This window comes from uncultured Stenotrophomonas sp., assembly GCF_963519925.1.
Lineage (GTDB): Bacteria > Pseudomonadota > Gammaproteobacteria > Xanthomonadales > Xanthomonadaceae > Stenotrophomonas > Stenotrophomonas maltophilia_AE.
Map to the genome: position 1 here is coordinate 1 of NZ_CAUQPH010000067.1, position 18281 is coordinate 18281.

Here is an 18281-nt window from a genome sequence, read left to right on the forward strand (position 1 = left end):
GCCCGGGGTCGTGCCGCCAGCGCAGCTGGATCGCCAGCAGCAGGTGGACCGCCGACAGCGAATCGCCGCCGAGCGCGAAGAAGTCGGCGTCCGCCGCAGCGGGTTCGGCCAGCCCGAGTACCTGCTGGAACAGGGCGGCCAGCGCCCGCTCCGAGGGTGTCTCGGCGCGGCGGCCCGCCAAGTCGGTATCCGGCAGCGGCAGCGCGCCGCGGTCGAGCTTGCCATTGGCGGTCACCGGCCAGGCATCCACGACGACGATGGCGGCCGGCACCATGTACGCCGGTAGCTGCGTGCCCAGCTGGCGGCGCAGCGCGTCGGGTTGCAGCGCGTCACCGGAGACATACGCGACCAGCCGCGCCGGGATGCCCGCGTCGCGGTCGCGCAGCAAGACCTCGGCACGGGCAACGCCGGCCACGCTGCGCAACGCGGCTTCGATCTCCCCCAGCTCGATGCGAAGGCCGCGCAGCTTGACCTGGTGGTCGCTGCGCCCGAGATACTCCAAGGCACCGTCGGCACGCCAGCGGGCGCGGTCGCCAGTGCGGTAGATCCGGCCGCCCCGCAGGTGCGGGTCGTCGAGGAAACGGCCGGCGGTGAGATCGTCGCGTCCGAGGTAGCCGCGCGCCAGCTGCACGCCGCCCAGGTACAGGTCGCCCGGCACGCCGGCAGGCAGCGCCTGCAGCTGCGCGTCGAGTACATACAGACGCGTGTTCCAGACCGGGTAGCCGATCGGCACCGGGTCTGAACGATCCTCCGGCGACGCCGGCCACCAGCTGACATCCACCGCGGCTTCCGTCGGCCCGTACAGATTGTGCAGTTCCGCCTGCACGCGCGCTTGGAAGCGGTCGCGCAGCCGCGCGTCCAGCGCTTCGCCGCTGGTGAACACCTGCCGCAGCGCCAGTCCGCCCAGCTCGGGAACGCCCAGCCACGCCTCGAGCATCGACGGCACGAAATGCACGGTGGTGATCCGTTCGGCCACTATCAGCTGCGTCAGCGCCTGCGGATCGCGATGCAGCCCCGGTGCGGCGACCACCAGCGTGGCCCCACTGATCAGGGGCAGGAAGAACTCCCAGACCGAGACATCGAAGGTGGCCGGGGTCTTCTGCAGGATCCGCGACTGCGGTCCGATCCCGAACTGCACACGCATCCACTCCAGCCGGTTGACGATGGCGCGGTGCTCCACCAGCACGCCCTTTGGCTCGCCGGTGGAACCGGAGGTATAAATCACGTAGGCCGCGTCGTCCGGGCTCACATCGTCGCGCAGCGTTGCATCGGCGTGGGCCGACCACTGGCTTGGAGGGAGCACCTGCGTCCCGGCGAAACGCGGCGCGTCCCCTGCCTCGGCCAACACGCACTGCGGCTGCGCCGAAGCCAGGATCTTCTGCAGCCGGGCATCGGGGTGCTCCAGGTCCACCGGCAGGTACGCGCCGCCCGCACGCAGCACCGCCACCAGCGCGATCACCAGCGACATCGAACGCGGCAATGCCACCACCACCCGCGACTCGCGCGTTACGCCCAGCGCCCGCAGCTGCAGGGCCAGCGCCCGGCTGCGCTGTTCCAGCGCGGCGTAGCTCAGCGTTTCATTGTCGAACACCACCGCCGTGGCTGACGGCGACGCGCGCATGCCCGCCTCCAGCAGCGCAGCCAGCGTGACATCCGCCAGCGCATGCTGCGTGGCATTGACCGTGTGCAGCCACTGCTCCACCTCGGCGGGCGTGCACAGGGCAACCTCGTCCAGCCGTCCGCCGCGCGCCTGCACCTGCAGCGCGGCCGATACGAAATGCAGCAGGCGCCGCGCGTGCGCCTGCACCGCGGGCAGCGTGTGCTGCTGCGGGTGGGCCTCGATCTCGAGGTCCAGCGCGGTGGTCGCATCGCCACGGAAGCCGAAGCTGATGTCGTCCACCGGCCCGGTGCACAGCACCTCCAGCTGCGCGTCGACACCCGGCCAGGGTAGCGGCCGGTAGAACGGCTGCACGTTCACCAGCGGCCCGTACAGGCGATGCTGCAGGCCCACCTGCCCCAGGTCACGTCGCAGCTGTTCACCGCGGTAGCGACCATGCCGTCGGCCGCGCACCAGCGCCCGTGCGGTGTCGCGGACCCTGTCCTCCACGCGCTCGTCGGCGGCCGCCTGGACACGCAACGGCAGCACGTTCATCACCATCGCCGGCACCCGCGCCGACGCGCTGCCCAACCGCCCCATGTACGGCACGCCCACGTTCAGTTCGTCGCTGGCGGCGAACCGCCGGCAGTACTCGGCTGTCAACGCGGTGAGCAGGTCCGGCCACGGTTGGCCCATCTCCCGTGCCGCCGCGAGCAGCCGATCACGCAGGGGCGCGTCCACCGCGTCGGTCAGGCGCAGCACGTCGGCGCTGGCCGCGGCGCTGCCCGCGCCCAGCGCTTCGACCGGTGCCGCGCCCTGCAGGTACGTGCGCCAGTAGCCGGCATCGGCGACCCGGCGCTCGCTTTGGCGATACAGCGCATCTTCGCTCCATACCGGCTGCAGGGGCTGGAGCGCGTCGGTAGCATCGCCGGCGTACAGCGCACATACCCGGGCGCTGAACAACGCCATGCCGTAGCCGTCCGTGGCCAGGTGATGCACGCGCAGGTACCACGCGAAGCGGCCCTGCCCGAGCACGAACAGCTGCTGCAGGGCCAAGCGGTCGCGGCCGGGATCGACCGGCTGCAGGCGATCGGCCTGCATCGCCTGCCGCGCCGCCTGCACCGGGTCGTGTCGTGCCGACAGGTCCACCACCTGCAGCAACGGAACATGCGCGGGGTCCAGCCATTGCTGCGGGACGCCCGCGCTGTCCTCGGCCATGCGCAGGCACAGCGCCTCGGCCTCGCTGGCCGCTGCGTCGGCCGCGGCCCGGAAGCGCGCCACGTCCAGTGCGCCGTCGAACCACTCCACGTGGGCGGTGTTGAACGCGGCCGGGGTCGCCGACAGCCGCTGCGCGTACCACAGTCCGGTCTGCGCCTCGCTCAACGGTTGCCGTTGCGGGTGCGTCATGCGCCCGCGCGGGCCTGCAGCTGCCGGACCACCTGCCACCACCCCGCCAGCGTGGTGTGTTCGGCCAGCTGGCCGAACTCCAGCGCGATGCCGGTTTCGCTCCAGGCCAGCACCAGTCCGAGCACGCGCATCGAATCCAGACCCAGGTCCATCAGGTGATCATCATCGCCGACCACCTCCGGTGCTTCGCCGAGCATGCCGGCCACGTCGGCGCGCATGCGCTCCAGGGTCAACGGCGTGGGGGACGTGGTGTCGGTCATGCCAGGCGCTCCAGCAGCTGGTCGGTGGTCATCGGGACGCCGCAGGTGCGGGCGATCCAGTGCAGGGCGTGGTCGTGGTCCGCACGCGAGAAGTCGGCCACCGCGTCGGCGGCGATGAACGCTTCGATGTCGCGCTGGAACGCCTCGACCACGGTGGCAGTGCAGCCGATATGCGCGTACACCCCGGTGACCAGCAGCTGGTCGCGGCCGCGTGCGCGCAGCATTGTTTCCAGGTTGGTGCGCTGGAAGGCGCTGTAGCGGTGCTTGACCAGCACGTGGTCGCCGTCGGCAGGTGCCAGCGCATCGATGATCGCCTCGTGTTCGCTGATCGCCTGCATGCCCGGCCCCCACAGGTCCGCCTGCAGGCCGCGGTCACGCCGGTCCTGGTTGCCGCGCTGGGCGGTGTAGAACACCGGTATGCCCCGCGCCCGGCACTGCGCGACCAGCCGGGCGATGTTGGCCACCGCCGGCGCCAGCGGCGCAACCTCCGCGCCGAAGGCGGCCAGGAAGTAGCGCTGCATGTCATGCACCAGCAGCGCGATGCGCCCGGCCTCTGGCTGCCAGGGCCCGCGCGGCGCAGGCAGTTCGGCCGCCGTGGGCAGCGCGTAGGGTGGAATGGTGGGCAGCGCCATCAGCGCGGTTCTCCTGTCTGTTCGATATGACGCGCGCGCAGCTGCGCACGCAATTCGCGGCGGCTGACCTTGCCCACTGCGGTGGTGCCGAAGGCGTCCACGAACACCACCTGGTCCGGCACCTTGAAGGCGGCAAGACCGCGACTGCGCACCCATGCCTTCAGGCTGGCGGCAGTGGGGCGCTCGCCGCGCGTGATGACGAAGGCACAGCTGCGCTCGCCCAGGTACGGATCGGGCATGGACACCACCGCCGCGTCGAAGACGCTGGCGTGCGCGAGCAGGTGGTCTTCGATCTCCTCGGCGGAAATCTTTTCGCCGGCGCGGTTGATGTGGTCGCCGGCACGGCCCTGCACCACCAGGTAGCCGCCTGGCAGCTGCTGGACCATGTCTCCGGTGCGGTAGTAGCCATCCTCGGTGAAGGCGCGCGCATTGGCGCCGGGATCGTTGTGGTAGCTGCGGATGGTGTACGGACCGCGGGTAAGCAGGTGGCCGACCTCGCCTGGTGCGACCGGGTGGCCGTGGTCATCTACCACCAGCACCTCGTCGTCGGGCGAGATCGGACGGCCCTGGGTGGTGAGCACGCACTCCAGCGGATCGTGCAGGCGGGTGTAATTGACCAGCCCTTCGGCCATGCCAAAGACCTGCTGCAACTGGCAGCCCAGACCGTCGATGACGCGCCGCGCCGCTTCCGGGACCAGCTTGGCGCCGCCCACCTGCAGCACCTGCAGGCTGGACAGGTCATGCGTGGTGGTGCCGGCCGCCTGTGCCCACAGCAGTGCCAGCGGTGGTACCAGCCCGACGCAGGTGACCCGCTCGCGCGCGATCAGCGGAAACGCCGTGTCAGGCCCGGCACCGGGGCTGAGCACCACCCGCGCACCGGCGTACAGCGCGCCGAAGAAGCCCGGCGAGCTCATCGGGAAGTTGTGCGCGGCCGGCAGCGCCACCAGGTACACGCTGTCGCGGTCGATGCCGCAGATCGCGTTGCTGGCGCGGAACGAATACAGGTAATCGTCGTGGGTACGTGGGATCAACTTGGACAGGCCGGTGCTGCCACCGGAGAGCTGCAGGAACGCCACCGACTGCGGATCCGGGTCGGGCGGCAGCGCCCGCGCGTCCCCGGCCAACCCTGCCACCGCGCTGAATTCCTGGGCATCGCCCTCGATCAACACGTGCCGCAGCGTGGGAAGCGACGCCTGCAGCTCGCGCGCCAGCGCACGGTAGTCGAATCCGTCGTAGCTGGCCGCAGCGATGTACGCGCTCGCTTCGGCCGTGCGCAGCACATGCGACACTTCGGCGAAGCGGTGCGCCGGCAGCGCGAACACCGGCACCAGCCCGGCGCGGAACAGGCCGCAGACTACGCTGACGAACGCGGCGGTATTACCCAGCTGCACCACCACCCGGTCGCCCCGCACCAGCCCGTGCGCCAGCAGGCCCGCGCCGATCCTGCCGGCTTCCTCCCATAGCCCCGCGTAGGTGAGGCGGACGTCGCCAGCGACCACGGCCACGTCATCGGGGAACTGCGCCGCGCGCTCGCGCAGGAAGCCGGGGAAGGTTTCGCCGCGCCAGTAGCCGGCGGCGCGATAGCGGACGACCAGGGCCGGCGGCCAGACCTGGCGCAGCGGCGCGGCGAAGGTGTTCATCGGAAATCTCCCTGTTCGATCGGCAGGGCGGCGTCGACGCCAAGCGCAGCCAGCAGCGCCCCGAATTTGGCTCCGGTCTCGGCGGCTTCCGCGGCCGGATCCGAGTCGGCCACGATGCCGGCCCCAGCGTAGATGCGCGCTTCCCTGCCCTGCACCCGCGCGCAGCGGATCGCCACGTACCAGTCGCCATCGCCCTGCGCGTCCATCCAGCCGACCGCGCCGGCGTAGAAACCGCGCTGCACCGGCTCAAGCGCCGCTATCGTCTGCAGCGCCAGTGCGGTCGGCGTGCCGCAGACCGCGGGCGTGGGATGCAAAACCGCCAGCAGCGCGGCAACCGGGGTGGACGGATCACGCAGCGAGGCTTCGATGCGGGTGCCCAGGTGCCACAGCGTGGGGGTGGCGTGCAGCGTTGGCTGCGCCGCGGCATCGATCCGCTCGCAGTACGGGCGCAACGCTGCCACGATCGACTCGACCACGTAGCGATGCTCATCCTGGTCCTTCGCGGAGGACAGCAGATCGCGAGCCGCCTGCGCGTCCTCGTCCGGATCGGCGCGACGCCGGGCCGAACCCGCCAGCGGGTGCGACAGCACCTGCCGACCGCGACGCGAGACCAGTAGTTCCGGACTGGCGCCGACCAGCCAGGCCGGTGCAGCCCCCCCCTCCACCGGCAGCGGGCACAGGTAGGTCATCGCTTCCGGATCCTGGTCCAGACGCGTGAGCAGGCGACGCGCGTCGATCGTCGTGCGCTCGCGCACACGCAGCGTGCGCGCCAGCACCACTTTCTTCAGCGCGCTGGCGTCGTCGCGCAGGGTGGCCAGCGCCTGACGGACCGCGTCGGCGTACTGGACCGGGCCAGGCTCGGCCTGCACGACGCCGGTGAACGGCATGGCGGACGTCGCCGCGTCCGGTGCCGCCGTCTCCAGCGAGTGGGGCTGGTAGATCGCGTCGTCGCCGTCCGGATCGAACGGCAGCAGGCCCACCAGCAGCGGCGGCCCGTCGTGCTGGCGCGCAAAGAACGTGCGTACCCGCGCCTCCAGCGTGGCGGTCCCACCGCTCGGCAGCGCGGCATGGCAGCCGCGCGCGTCCAGCGTGCGGTCCGGAAGTCGCAGCCGGAACTGCGCCGACGAAACCGGGGCCGGCAAGCGGGATGAGACGGGAGTTGAACGCATGCACCACCACGACCGATCAGAAAGGACAACGCGCCGCACAGGGGCGGGCGTTCGATTGATTCGGCTTCGTCGATTCAAGGACCGGCGTGGCTATCGTGTCAAATGGTAACAGCTCGCATTTGGCTTTGCGCGTCGTAGCGTGGTTGCGTTCATCCAGCGGGATCCACACCGCCTTGCCACGACATGGCTAAGCTGAAGGTACCGCGTCCAGAGCTTCGGGCAATGGCCTCACCTTCCCCACCCGCCGCGTTCGACCACGCACCCGGCCTGTCGCTGCAGATCATCAGCCTGGCCGGTGAACTGTGGAGTGGTGAGGTGCGCGAGGTGAGCGTGCCCGGCAGCGAGGGCCGGTTCGGGGTGATGGCCCGGCACGCGCCGCTGCTGGGCATGCTGCGCGAAGGGATGGTGTCGGTGTATCCGCTCGGCGCCGAGCCGCCGCTGCAGGTGTATGTGACCGGCGGTTACGTGGAAGTGCAGCCGGGCAAGGTGATCGTGATGGCCGACCTGGCCCTGCGCAGCGAGGACCTGGACCAGGCACGCGCCCGGGTCGCTGCCGAGGCCGCGCGCTCGCCGATGGCCCTGGCCTTCACCGACGAAGACTATGCGCGCGTGCACGCGGAGTTCATGCAGCAGCGCGCCCTGCAGCTGCGCGGGGTGCCCTGGAAGTAGCGCCGGGGGCGCTGCCGATCAGCGCCGGGCGAGCAGCCCGCGGCGTTTGAACCACCACTCCAGCGGCAGCGTCACCAGCGGCGGCACCGCGGCCAGCAGCGCCAGCACGGCGGCCCACCACGGCCAGCGCAGCTTGACCGCGGCCAGCACGGTGACCACCACGTAGACCATGAAGGCAAGCCCATGTACCGGCCCGAACAGCGCCACGCCGGCCGTGGTCGGCACGGCGGCGTGGTACTTCAGGTACATGCCGACCAGCAGCCCGGCCCAGGTGAACGCCTCGAACAGGGCGACGACGGCAAACACACGACCCATCGGGTGCATCGGAACGGAAGCGCGCAAGGGAATCCCGCAGGAACGGCAAGGCCGGCCATCATACCGGCGCCGTGCGACGCGTTCGAGCTCAGACGAACATGCCGCCGGACGCTTCCACGCGCTGTGCGTTGATCCACCCCGTACGCGGCGACAGCAACGCGGCGACGACCGGCCCGATATCGTCAGGCTTGCCCGCGCGACCCAACGCCGTGTTGCCGGCCACCATGGCATTGATGTCGGCGTTGTCACGCACATGCCCGCCGCCGAAGTCGGTCTCGATCGCGCCCGGTGCCAGCGTGTTGGCACTGATCCCGCGCGCGCCCAGTTCCTTGGCCAGGTAGCGGCTGAAGACCTCGATGCCACCCTTCATCATCGCGTACGCCGAACTGCCCGGCAGCGAGAAACGGGCCAGGCCACTGGACACGTTGAGAATGCGGCCGCCATCGGCGATCAGCGGCAGCAGCGCCTGGGTCAGGAAGTACGGACCTTTCAGGTGCACGGCCACCAGTTCGTCGAACTGGGCCGGGGTGGTGTCAGCGAAACCGGCATACAGGCCTTCGCCGGCGTTGTTGAACAGCCCCTGCAGGCCGCTGGCGCCCCAGGCCTGCAGTTGCGCCTGCACCGCCGTAGCGAAGCCGGCAAAGCCAGCGCTGTCGGCCATGTCCAGCGGCAGCGCGGCGGCTCGACGGCCCAGCGCCTGGACCTGGGCGACGACCGCCTGCGCGGCGTCCGCCTGGTTGCGATAGGTCAGCAGGATATCGGCGCCGTCCGCGGCGAGTGCGAGGGCGGCGTTGCGACCCAGGCCGCGGCTGCCGCCGGTGATCAGCACGATGCGGGAAGAAGGGGTCATGGGAGTGCTCCGGTTGGGGTGGGATCAGACTATTGGCATTGCCGGATCGCATAAATCACGCGATCCTGATTTAACTGTCCAACCACCGCGAACAATCCATGGACCGCCTCGACCACCTCCGCAGCTTCCTCCGGGTCGCCGAACTCGGCTCGTTCACCGCCGCCGCCGAACAGCTGGGCCTGCCCAAGGCCAGCGTCTCACTGGCGGTCCAACGGCTGGAAGCCGAGGTGGGTGTGCAGCTGCTGCACCGGACCACCCGAAGGGTCCGCGTGAGCGCCGACGGCGAGCAGTTCCGGCAGCGCGCCCGCGACCTGCTCGACGACATGGAAGACCTGCAGGGCATGTTCCGCCGCGACACCGGCCAGCTCAAGGGCCGGTTGCGGGTGGACATGTCCAGCGGGCTGGCCCGGCAGCTGGTGATCCCACGGCTGCCGGACTTCCTGGCCCGGCACCCGGGGCTGGAGATCGAGTTGAGCGGCACCGACCGCCGCGTCGACCTGGTCCGCGAAGGTTTCGACTGCGTGGTCCGGGTCGGCCCGCTGGACGACAACACGCTGGTGGCGCGCCCACTGGGGGTGATGCACATCGTCAACTGCGCCAGTCCGGCCTACCTGGCGGCACAGGGGGTGCCGCACTCGGTGGAGGACCTGCCCCACCATGCGCTGGTGCATTACGTGGGCACGCTGGGCCAGCGCTCGCCCGGCTTTGAGTACCACGATGGCCAGGCCTACCGCAGCGTGCCGATGCGCGGCGCCATCACGGTCAACAGCGGCGAGGCCTACAGCGCGGCGGCGCTGGCCGGGCTGGGCATCATCCAGGTGCCACTGTTGGGCGCGCGGGCGGCGCTGGCCGCAGGCACGCTGGTGGAAGTACTGCCGGACTGCGTCGCCGAACCGATGCCGGTGACCCTGCTGTATGCGCAGCGGCGCCATCTGCCTCGCCGTGTCGCTGCGTTCATGGACTGGGTAGCAGCGGTGCTTGCGCCGGAGCTGGCACGAAGGTCGTGACCTGCGGGAACGTGCAGGTAAGCTTGGCAGCCCCGATGTCAACGCTTCCAGCACCATGCGAGCACCGCCCGATGTCCTGCCCGTAACCCGCCAGCGCGCCGAACAGCACGCCACCCGCGCCGCGTTCTTCCTGCCCGGCTTCGCCACCGCAGCGTGGGCACCGCTGGTGCCGTTCGCCAAGACCCGCACCGGGCTGGACGAAGGCGCGCTGGGCCTGGTGCTGCTGTGCCTGGGCGCCGGCTCGCTGCTGGCGATGCCGTTGGCCGGGATCCTTGCCGCACGCCGCGGTTGCCGCGCGGTCATGATCGCCACCCTGTTGATGGTGATGGCGAGCCTGCCCCTGCTGGCCATCGCTCCCTCACCGTGGACGCTGGGCCTGGCGCTGTTCGTGTTCGGTGCCGGCGTGGGCGCCTGCGATTGCACGATGAACATCCAGGCGGTGATGGTGGAGCGCGACAGTGGTCGCCCAATGATGTCCGGCTTCCATGCCTTCTACAGCATCGGAGGGGCCGTGGGCGCCGCCGCGATGACCGCACTGCTCGCCCTGCGGCTGCCGCCGCTGTGGGTCTGCGTGCTGGCCTCGGTGGCGATGGTGGCGGTGCTGCTGCTGTCCGTCCCGTACTGGCGCCGCGACCGTGCGCCCAGCGGCGCACCGGTATTCGCCGTGCCGCACGGGGTGGTGCTGGCAATCGGCGTGCTCTGTTTCGTCGCCTTCCTCGCCGAAGGCGCCATGCTCGACTGGAGCGCAGTATTCCTGCACGAAGTGCAGCAGGTGCCGCCGGACCGCGCCGGGCTGGGCTTCATGACCTTCGCCATCGCCATGACGGTCACCCGCCTGGTCGGCGACGGCATCGTGGCGAAACTCGGCCGCCTGCGCGCGATCCTGCTGGGCAGCATCGTGGCCGCGGCCGGCTTCGGCATCGCCACCTTTGCCAGCGCCCTGCTGCCGGCGCTGCTGGGCTACGCACTGATCGGCCTCGGCTGCGCCAACATCGTTCCGGCGCTGTTCTCGATGGCCGGCAACCAGAAGACCATGCCCGAAAGCCTGGCCATTCCCGCGATCACCACGCTCGGTTATGCCGGCATCCTCGCCGGCCCGGCGCTGATCGGTTTCGTCGCCCAGGGCAGCAGCCTGGTCACCGCCTTCTGCCTCGTTGCCGTTGCCCTGCTGCTGGTCGGCATCACCGCACGCTGGGTGAAGGCGTAGGTCCACGCCCGCAACGCTCAATGCGCCAGCGCGTAATCGATCGCCGCGCAGATCGCCGCGACCTGCGCGTCGTTGCACTGCTGCGGGGTCGCGCGCGGGCTGTCCGGGTAGACCTCGGTGGTGGTCGTATAGCGCGCGCCGGTGATGCTGGCGCACAGGCCCAGCTGCGTCAGCGGATACTGGATGACCCCCGGCGCCACCACCGGCGAGCCGATGATTTCGTTGCGCTCGTCGGCCGGGGCGATGTGGGTCACCTGCTCCACCGCCGCATTGACCGCCTGCTGGAAGGCCGGCTGCGGGTTTTCGGTGTCGTCGACCAGGTAGAAGCCATCGGGAATCAGCCCCGGTTCGAACGGCTTGCCATCGCGCGCGGCCAAGGCCGGACGGAACTCGCTTTCGTCGCTGTCGGTGGTTTCGTGCAGGTCGATGTGCAGCACCATCCCCGCCCGCAGCGGCGCCACCAGTGCCATCAGCGCGGCTGACTCCTGCGCCGGGCTGTCGGCCACGAACGAACGGTTCGGGTCGATCGCATCCGCATTCCAGCGCTGGATGCGCTCATAGCCCCAGGGGCTCACGCACGGTGCGACCAGCACGTTGGCACGACCGGCATAGTCCGCCGCGCGCGTGGCCAGGAACTGCAGCGCGCCTTCCACGCCACTGGTTTCATACCCGTGCACCCCGCCGGTGACCAGCACCGACGGCAGCGCTGGGTTCCAGCCGCGGCTGCGGACGGCGAACAGCGGGTAGCTGTGCGGGGCGTAATCGAGCGTGCCGTACTGGACGACATCGAAGCGGTCGCGCAATGCGTCGATGACCGGCAACACGTCGTCGGCGTAGCGCCGCACCGGCAGTTGCCGGGTCCGCCATTCCGCTTTCTCTGCGGCGCCCCAGGGCTGGCCGGGGGTGCCGATGGGATAGAAGCGGGGGTCGTTCATGGTGGGGCTCGTGGAATGTGGATCAGGGGGGATTCTAGCGTGCGGGGTGTGCTTGCCTTGCCGTCATGGCTTCAGCAGGACCTTGCCGTTGCGGCCGGGCTGCAGGCTGGCCTTGGCGGCCTCCGCGATCTGGTCCAGGCCGAACACCGCGTCCACCGGCAGGCTCAGGCCGCCGGCCGCGGCCAGGGTCAGCAGTTCGCCGACCAGGCGGCGCTTGTCCTCCGGCGCCATCGCCTGGCTGACCTTGCTGCCCCAGAAACCCTTGACCGTGGCCTGCTTGAAGATCACATCGCCCGAACCGATCTGCATCGGTTCGCCGGTCATCGAGCCGAACGACACCAGCGTGCCGTTCTCGCCCAGCAGGCTGACCAGTTCACCGCTGGCCTTGCCGCCAACCGAATCCACGGCTGCGGTCGCCCCGCCCTCGCCCAACCGGGCGCGCACCTGCGCCATCCAGTCCGGCTTCGCGGTGGACACCGTGTGGTCGATCCCCAGCGCCTGCATTTCCGCCACGCCGTCATCGCGCCGCACCAGGTTCAGGCAGTGCACGCCGCGGGCCTTGGCCAGCATCGCCAGCGCCTTGCCGACTGCGCCGTTGGCCGCGTTCTGCACGATCCACTGGCCCTTTTCCACCTGCAGGAACTCCAGCAGCATCAACGCGCTCAGCGGCATCGCGATCAGCTGCGCGGCCATGTTGTCTTCGATGCTGTCCGGCATCGGGATGACCATCCTTGCCGGCGCGATGAAGGATTCGGCCCAGGTGCCGTGCACCGACGCCGCACTGACCCGCTGGCCTTCCCGCAGCCCGGTCACGCCCTCGCCCAGTGCCTCGATCACGCCGGTGGCTTCGCTGCCACCGATCGCCGGCAGCGTGGGCTTGTAGCCGTACTGCCCGCGCACGGTCCACAGATCATGGTTGTGGATGGGTGCCAGCACGGTGCGCACCCGCACCTCGCCCGCCCCGGGCTGCGGGGTCGGCGCCTCGCCGCCGTGCAGGACTTCGGTGGGATCGCCAAACTGTTCGTGCAGTGCTGCGCGCATGGTGTGTTCTCCTCTTCAGCGACGGTGGCGGTGTGCGGCAACCACGCCCACGCGCGGCGCGCGCCAGGCCCGCGTCCGCAGCAGCAGGGTCTGCAGGACAAGCAGCGCGGCCACGGCCAGGGCCAGCACGGCCACGGTGTCGGCACCGGGCAGGCGCCAGCTGGATTGCTTAACGTAGACCCCGACCAGCGCCCACAGCACCGCCGCCGGATAGGCGAAGTGCCCACGCAGGCGCTGGTTCATCACCCATGCCAGCAGCGTGGCCATGGCCAGCAGCACCACGCTCCACGAGAGCATGTTGCCGGTCGGCAGCCACTGGTAGGCGACGATCACCTGCGCGGTATTGAGGAAGGCCGCCATGGTCAACCACCCGGCATGCAGGGCCAGGGGATACGCGGCGAACGCGCGCTGCCCGGCGCTGGCGATCGGAGGGGCGGCGCGCACTGCCGCGACCAGGAGGCATGCCAGCGCGCCCCATATGATCGCCAGCGCCGGCAGGAACAGCTGCTGGGAAAATACCGGCATCCACGCCGCGGTCAGGGCGAAACCCAGCGCCGCCCAGCCGCGCACGCCGGCGATCTCATCGGGCCGGCGCCGGCGCAGCTGCCACAGCCCGAACGCCACGTCCCAAAGGAAGATCAGGCCCCAGATTGAAAACGCATAGCCGGCTGCCACCAGCAGCGTGGGATAGCGGTCGGATATCGCACCGTTGGTCGGACCGAACGCACCGGTCTGGGACAGCCACGCCACCAGCGGCATGGCCAAGGCGGCCAACAGAACGATCCAGCGCATGCACCTGCTCCTCTCAAAGAGCGCCGACCATACGCGCTCTGCGGTTAAAACGGTGGCATGGTCAGCCCAGTGCGTGCGGTTCGTGGCCTGCGTGCAGCGCCGCCAGTGCCCCCGTACCGCCCACGAAATGGCGCACGATCGGGGCATGCTCGTTGCGGTGCAGCGCGCGCACCTGCTCCTGCAGCGCGCGGTCTTCGGCGGTGACCCGCGCATGCTGGCGCAGGTGTTCGATCCACGACGCGGTCACGAAATACTCCAGGTGGATGCCGGGCGTCGCGACGTCCTCGGCCACGCCCCAGATCACCGCCCCGTCGCGGCGCCGGGTACGCCCCAAGGCACCGAGCAGCTGATGGAACGCCGCGCGGTCGGCGGCGTCGATCCGGTATTCCACCGTCACCAGCACCGGGCCGCGATCATGCGTGACCGGTACCGCCAGTTCGGGCGCGGGCCAGTGCCCGGTGGGTCGCAGGTCGAGGTCCTCGCTGCCGGCGATGCGCACCCGCCACACCAGCAGGCCACCGACCACCGCGCCGATCGCGGCCAGGGTCAGTGCCCACGGGATCGAGGTGCGCTGCGCGATGCTGCCCCAGCTCAGGCCACCGGCCGCCATGCCGAGCGAGAACACCATGATGTACAGCGACAGCGCGCGGGCCCGCACCCAGGCAGGCACCGCGGTCTGCGCGGCGATCTGCAGCGAAGACAACACGGTGATCCAGGCGAAGCCGTTGACCAGCATGGCCAGCGGCAGCAGCGCCATGCTCCGCAGCCAGGCCAGCCCGAACAGGCTTGCTGCGCAGGCCAGGGTGGCCAGCAGCACCAGCAGGTCGCGGTCCAGGCGCGCACGCAACCGCGGCAGCAGCAACGCCCCGCTGACCGCACCGATGCCGATGCAGCCCAGCAGCAGGCCATAGGTACCCGCACCACCGCCCATCTCGCCGCGCACCACCAGCGGCAGCAGCGCGGTGGCCGCGCTGGCGAAGAAGAAGAACCCGGCCGACTTCACCAGCATCGCCTGCAGGCGACCGGCGCGCAGTGCGTAGCGCAGGCCGGCGCGCAGCCCGGCACCGAAGCCTTCCGGCGGCAGGCTGGAGGCCTGCGCTTCGGGCTTCCAGTTGAACAGCACCCACAGCATCGCGCCGAAACTCAGGGCGTTGAGGCCGAACGCCCAGCCGGCGCCGAGCTGGGCCACGATCAGGCCGCCAATCGCCGGCCCCAGCGAGCGGGCGATGTTGATCCCGATTGAGTTCAAGGCCACCGCCGACGCCAGCATCGGCCGCGGCACCAGTTCGGACACGATGGCGGCCTGCGCCGGCATCGCCATCGCCGCGCCGCAGCCCATGGCGAAGGTCAGCGCCACCAGCAGCGGCGGGCTCAGCAGCTGCAGGCCGGTCAGGGTGGCCAATGTCGCCGCCACCAGCAGCATCCAGCCCTGGGTCAACAGCAGGTAGCGGCGACGGTCGACGATGTCGGCCAGGGTGCCCGCCACCAGCGCCAGCAGCACCACCGGCACCGTGGTCGCCGACTGCACCAGCGCCACCATCAGCGGCGAACCGGTGCGCTCGGCCATCACCCACGCTGCGGCAACGTCGTTGACCCAGGTACCGACATTGCTGCCCAGGATCGCCAGCCACATGGCGCGGAACAGCCGGATCTTCAGCGGCGACCAGGCGCCAGGGGCCGCGTTTTCGTGTGTCTCTACCATTGCCATGCTCCTACTACCGATGCAAACAGGGTGTCGCTGCCCCCGGCCTCGCGCAGGCCGGGGCCGGCATCGAACCAGGCCAGCTGACCTTTCCAGGTCCAGTGGTCGCTGGCCTGCCAGGTGGTTTCCCACTTGTATTGCTGGCCGATCCGGCGCGACGTGCCGGCGGTACCGGGAACCGCCGCCAACGGCGCCGGGGTCGTGTACACCGCATCGCTGCGGCGGTGCTTCCACGCCAGCTGCCAGCCGATTTCGGTACTGAGGCCCGCGCGCGGGCTCAGGGTCAGGGTCGGCTGCACATCGACCAGGTTCGCCGGTGCCAGCAGGCTGGCTTCGCTGAAGTAGGCCGACTTGGGGTACAGCGCATTGAAGGTACCGAAGCGGCCGTCGTGCGCATCGCGGTCGCCGCTGGCGATGTCCAGCTTGAGCCCCAGCCGCGGCTGCCAGCGCCGCGCCGGCCAGCGCAGGCCGCTGTCGCTGGCCAGGGTCCAGGCGCGGATCGCCAGGGCGTCCTGCGCGCGCGACAACGTACCGCGCTGGGCGACCCCTTCGATGTTGCTGTCCCAGCGCGGGTGCGACGCGAACCAGCGTGCGCCCAGCGAGCGGCGGCGTTCATCGCCGCTCGCGGTGGCGAAATGTGCGTCGTCGCGGCCGTAGCCGAGCAGGTAGAGGTCCAGGCCGTTGCCCGGTCGCCCGTGCTGCCAGGTGGCATAGCTGCCCACCAGGAACTGGCCGCGGTCGCTGGGGTCGTCGAACGCACCGCTGCGGTTATCCACCGGGCGCAATGCGATCAGGTCGAGGGTGAGTCCACGCTGCTGCCAGCGCCCGCGTACGCCATCGAACGCCAGCCGGATGTTCGGCCCGTCGCGCACCGACAGCAGCCGCGAACTGCCATAGGCCGCTTCCTGGCGGCCGAGCTGCCAGCCCAGTCGTTCACCCTGCCAACGCACATAGCCCTGCTGCAGGTCCAGCGCGCCACGATCGGTCCCACCCGGCCCACCCTTGCGGCCCTGTTCGGCGTGCACGCCGAGCTGCACCATTCCATCCCACGCGCCGCGCCGCGCCGCCGCCGAGGCCAGCGCGCGCAGCAGGCCATAGCCATCCTCGCTGCCGCCGATGCCGAAGCGGGTCGGGTCGTAATACATGCCGCGCAGGCGCAGCGACGCGTCCAGCTGCAGCTCGCCAGCGCCGTCCAGCGCCACGCAGCGGCCGCTCGACCCGTCCTCACATGCGGCCGCCAGCGACGGCAAGGCCGTCGCCAGCGCCAGGCTCAGAACGCGAAGCACGAACATCCCAGCGCGCCCCAGAACGCGTTCGGCGCGTCGGTGGGAACCGGGTGGGCTGCGGCGTGGCCGTGCGCATGCGTGCGGCAACCGCCGGCGCCATGCACGTGCGCTCGGGCCGCCAGCCCGGTCGCGACGCCGCCCACGTGATAGCCACCAAAGCGGTTCACCGGTGACCAGTCCGGCATGGCCGGCGGCAGGGTGGGCGCCAGCGGGCCGAAGTCGCCGTCGCCGTGCACCACCCGCCCACCGACAACGGTCAGCACGCTGGTGATGTCGGCGATCGCGGCGTCCGCTACCGCGAAGAAGTCCGACGACAGCACGCAGAAGTCGGCCAGCTGGCCCACTGCCAACGTGCCCTTGCGGTCATCGTCGCCGGAGAACCAGGCGCTGCCCTGGGTCCACAGGCGCAACGCTTCCTCGCGCTCGAGCAGGTTTTCCTCGCCATACAGCGCCAGCCCGCCCACGGTGCGGCCGGTCACCAGCCAGGACAGCGCCACCCACGGGTTGTAGCTGGCCACCCGGGTGGCGTCGGTACCGGCGCCGACCGGCAACCCGGCCTGCAGCATGCGCCGCACCGGCGGCGTGTGTCGCGCGGCCTCGGCGCCGTAGCGCTGCACGAAAGCTTCGCCCTGGTAGGCCATGCGATGCTGGATCGCCAGGCCGCCGCCGAGCGCGCGGATCCGGTCGATGTTGCGCGGAGTGATGGTTTCGGCGTGGTCGATGAACCAGTGCAGGCCGTCGAACGGTATCTCCCGGTTGACCTGCTCGTACACGTCAAGGATGCGGGTGATGCTCTCGTCGTAGGTGGCGTGGATGCGGAACGGCCAGCGCTTTTCCACCAGCAGCTTCACCACTTCGGCCAGCTCCGGCTCCATCCCGGCCGGCAGCTCCGGGCGCGGCTCGTTGAACAGTTCGAAGTCGGCCGCGGAGAACACCAGCATTTCGCCGGCGCCATTGTGGCGCAGCAGGTCATCGCCCTGGCGCGGCGCCAGCATTTCGCTCCACTGCTGGAAATCCCGCACCTCGCTGCCCTTGTTCTGGGTGAACAGGTTATAGGCGATGCGCACGCTGAGTTCGCCATCGCGGTGCAGCTGTTCGATGACCTGGTAGTCCTCCGGGTAGTTCTGGAAGCCACCGCCGGCGTCGATCACCGAGGTGATGCCGAGCCGGTTCAGCTCGCGCATGAAATGCCGGGTCGAATTGGCCTGGTACTCGATCGGCAGGCGCGGTCCCTTGGCCAGGGTGGCGTACAGGATCAGCGCGTTGGGCTTGGCCAGCAGCAGGCCGGTAGGGTTGCCCAGGCTGTCGCGCGCGATCTGCCCGCCTGGCGGGTCCGGGGTGTTGCGGTCGTAGCCGCAGGCGCGCAACGCGGCACGGTTGAGCAGTGCGCGGTCGTACAGGTGCAGCAGGAACACCGGCGTGTCGGGGGCGATGGCATTGAGCTCGGCCAGGGTGGGCAGTCGCTTCTCGGCGAACTGCTCGGCGGTGAAGCCGCCGACCACGCGCACCCATTGCGGTGCGGGGGTGATGTCGACCTGCGCCTTCAGCATGGCCATCGCATCGGACAGCGAGCGCAGCCCGTCCCAGCGCAGCTCGAGGTTGTAGTTCAGCCCGCCGCGGATCAGGTGGGTATGGCTGTCGTTGAGGCCCGGCACCAGCCGGCGGCCGCCGGCGTCGATCACCGTGGCGCCGGTGAGCCCGGCGCGCACCTCGGCCTCGGCACCGATCGCCGCGATGCGCCCGTCCACCACGGCCAGTGCATCGGCCTGCGG

16 protein-coding genes are annotated in these 18281 nt (G+C 70.5%); 3 read left to right on the plus strand and 13 right to left on the minus strand.

Translation table 11 applies throughout. The features are described from left to right. From RWO33_RS12560 to RWO33_RS12580, 5 genes are all read right to left on the minus strand, one after another. Nucleotides 1-3004: amino acid adenylation domain-containing protein (locus RWO33_RS12560; protein ID WP_314105164.1), on the minus strand; the 3004-nt coding region annotated here is incomplete at its 3' end. Then, nucleotides 3001-3264, minus strand: a complete 264-nt coding sequence (locus RWO33_RS12565) for a phosphopantetheine-binding protein (RefSeq protein WP_314105165.1) — start codon at nucleotides 3262-3264, stop codon at nucleotides 3001-3003. The genes RWO33_RS12565 and RWO33_RS12560, both read right to left, overlap by 4 nt. After that, a complete protein-coding gene (locus tag RWO33_RS12570) occupies nucleotides 3261-3896 on the minus strand; it encodes an isochorismatase family protein (RefSeq protein ID WP_314105167.1) in 636 nt (211 codons plus the stop codon). Before RWO33_RS12570 ends, RWO33_RS12565 begins: the two co-directional genes overlap by 4 nt. Next, the gene (locus RWO33_RS12575) at nucleotides 3896-5536 is read right to left on the minus strand and encodes an AMP-binding protein (RefSeq protein ID WP_314105169.1); all 1641 of its coding nucleotides are present in this window, start codon (nucleotides 5534-5536) and stop codon (nucleotides 3896-3898) included. Before RWO33_RS12575 ends, RWO33_RS12570 begins: the two co-directional genes overlap by 1 nt. Next, nucleotides 5533-6678 carry an isochorismate synthase gene (locus RWO33_RS12580; RefSeq protein ID WP_314105171.1) on the minus strand — a complete coding sequence of 382 codons (1146 nt, stop codon included), beginning with the start codon at nucleotides 6676-6678 and terminating at the stop codon, nucleotides 5533-5535. Before RWO33_RS12580 ends, RWO33_RS12575 begins: the two co-directional genes overlap by 4 nt. Nucleotides 6679-6927: 249 nt before the next feature. Here RWO33_RS12580 and atpC point away from each other — a divergent pair, with 249 nt between their 5' ends. Beyond that, nucleotides 6928-7374 (plus strand): ATP synthase F1 subunit epsilon, encoded by a 447-nt coding sequence (gene atpC / locus RWO33_RS12585; RefSeq protein WP_314105173.1) that lies wholly within the window; start codon nucleotides 6928-6930, stop codon nucleotides 7372-7374. 18 nt (nucleotides 7375-7392) lie between these two features. Here atpC and RWO33_RS12590 read toward each other — a convergent pair whose 3' ends face one another. Beyond that, on the minus strand, nucleotides 7393-7698 hold the full coding sequence (locus tag RWO33_RS12590; protein WP_145478490.1) for a DUF3817 domain-containing protein: 306 nt from the start codon (nucleotides 7696-7698) through the stop codon (nucleotides 7393-7395). Nucleotides 7699-7777: 79 nt separating this feature from the next. Beyond that, entirely contained in the window at nucleotides 7778-8539 is a 762-nt protein-coding gene (locus tag RWO33_RS12595) for an SDR family oxidoreductase (RefSeq protein ID WP_314105175.1), read from the minus strand. Between the two features lie 98 nt (nucleotides 8540-8637). Here RWO33_RS12595 and RWO33_RS12600 point away from each other — a divergent pair, with 98 nt between their 5' ends. Both RWO33_RS12600 and RWO33_RS12605 read left to right on the plus strand, forming a co-directional pair. After that, complete coding sequence (locus RWO33_RS12600; RefSeq protein WP_314105177.1) at nucleotides 8638-9546, plus strand: LysR family transcriptional regulator; 909 nt, start codon at nucleotides 8638-8640, stop codon at nucleotides 9544-9546. A 55-nt stretch (nucleotides 9547-9601) separates the two neighbouring features. Further along, complete coding sequence (locus RWO33_RS12605; RefSeq protein WP_314105179.1) at nucleotides 9602-10753, plus strand: MFS transporter; 1152 nt, start codon at nucleotides 9602-9604, stop codon at nucleotides 10751-10753. Between the two features lie 17 nt (nucleotides 10754-10770). Here RWO33_RS12605 and RWO33_RS12610 read toward each other — a convergent pair whose 3' ends face one another. From RWO33_RS12610 to RWO33_RS12635, 6 genes are all read right to left on the minus strand, one after another. Next, entirely contained in the window at nucleotides 10771-11688 is a 918-nt protein-coding gene (locus RWO33_RS12610; protein ID WP_314105181.1) for a M14 family metallocarboxypeptidase, read from the minus strand. Between the two features lie 63 nt (nucleotides 11689-11751). Further along, on the minus strand, nucleotides 11752-12729 hold the full coding sequence (locus RWO33_RS12615) for a zinc-binding dehydrogenase (RefSeq protein ID WP_145477466.1): 978 nt from the start codon (nucleotides 12727-12729) through the stop codon (nucleotides 11752-11754). Between the two features lie 15 nt (nucleotides 12730-12744). Beyond that, nucleotides 12745-13521: a hypothetical protein gene (locus tag RWO33_RS12620; RefSeq protein WP_145477465.1), complete on the minus strand. Its 777-nt coding sequence runs from the start codon at nucleotides 13519-13521 to the stop codon at nucleotides 12745-12747. Nucleotides 13522-13582: 61 nt separating this feature from the next. Next, nucleotides 13583-15223, minus strand: a complete 1641-nt coding sequence (locus RWO33_RS12625) for an MFS transporter (RefSeq protein WP_314105186.1) — start codon at nucleotides 15221-15223, stop codon at nucleotides 13583-13585. Further along, the gene (locus RWO33_RS12630) at nucleotides 15217-16515 is read right to left on the minus strand and encodes an alginate export family protein (protein WP_314105188.1); all 1299 of its coding nucleotides are present in this window, start codon (nucleotides 16513-16515) and stop codon (nucleotides 15217-15219) included. The genes RWO33_RS12625 and RWO33_RS12630 overlap by 7 nt, the downstream gene beginning before the upstream one ends. Next, on the minus strand, nucleotides 16494-18281 hold a 1788-nt coding region (locus RWO33_RS12635), incomplete at its 5' end, for an amidohydrolase (protein WP_314105190.1). The genes RWO33_RS12630 and RWO33_RS12635, both read right to left, overlap by 22 nt.

What these genes read in the sequence shown, in the direction of transcription:
- RWO33_RS12630 (WP_314105188.1), bottom strand. Translation starts at nt 16,515, where the DNA reads ATGTTCGTGCTTCGCGTTCTGAGCCTGGCGCTGGCGACGGCCTTGCCG.
- RWO33_RS12615 (WP_145477466.1), bottom strand. Translation starts at nt 12,729, where the DNA reads ATGCGCGCAGCACTGCACGAACAGTTTGGCGATCCCACCGAAGTCCTG.
- atpC (WP_314105173.1), top strand. Translation starts at nt 6,928, where the DNA reads ATGGCCTCACCTTCCCCACCCGCCGCGTTCGACCACGCACCCGGCCTG.
- RWO33_RS12610 (WP_314105181.1), bottom strand. Translation starts at nt 11,688, where the DNA reads ATGAACGACCCCCGCTTCTATCCCATCGGCACCCCCGGCCAGCCCTGG.
- RWO33_RS12595 (WP_314105175.1), bottom strand. Translation starts at nt 8,539, where the DNA reads ATGACCCCTTCTTCCCGCATCGTGCTGATCACCGGCGGCAGCCGCGGC.
- RWO33_RS12575 (WP_314105169.1), bottom strand. Translation starts at nt 5,536, where the DNA reads ATGAACACCTTCGCCGCGCCGCTGCGCCAGGTCTGGCCGCCGGCCCTG.
- RWO33_RS12600 (WP_314105177.1), top strand. Translation starts at nt 8,638, where the DNA reads ATGGACCGCCTCGACCACCTCCGCAGCTTCCTCCGGGTCGCCGAACTC.
- RWO33_RS12565 (WP_314105165.1), bottom strand. Translation starts at nt 3,264, where the DNA reads ATGACCGACACCACGTCCCCCACGCCGTTGACCCTGGAGCGCATGCGC.
- RWO33_RS12590 (WP_145478490.1), bottom strand. Translation starts at nt 7,698, where the DNA reads ATGCACCCGATGGGTCGTGTGTTTGCCGTCGTCGCCCTGTTCGAGGCG.
- RWO33_RS12625 (WP_314105186.1), bottom strand. Translation starts at nt 15,223, where the DNA reads ATGGTAGAGACACACGAAAACGCGGCCCCTGGCGCCTGGTCGCCGCTG.
- RWO33_RS12620 (WP_145477465.1), bottom strand. Translation starts at nt 13,521, where the DNA reads ATGCGCTGGATCGTTCTGTTGGCCGCCTTGGCCATGCCGCTGGTGGCG.
- RWO33_RS12605 (WP_314105179.1), top strand. Translation starts at nt 9,602, where the DNA reads ATGCGAGCACCGCCCGATGTCCTGCCCGTAACCCGCCAGCGCGCCGAA.
- RWO33_RS12570 (WP_314105167.1), bottom strand. Translation starts at nt 3,896, where the DNA reads ATGGCGCTGCCCACCATTCCACCCTACGCGCTGCCCACGGCGGCCGAA.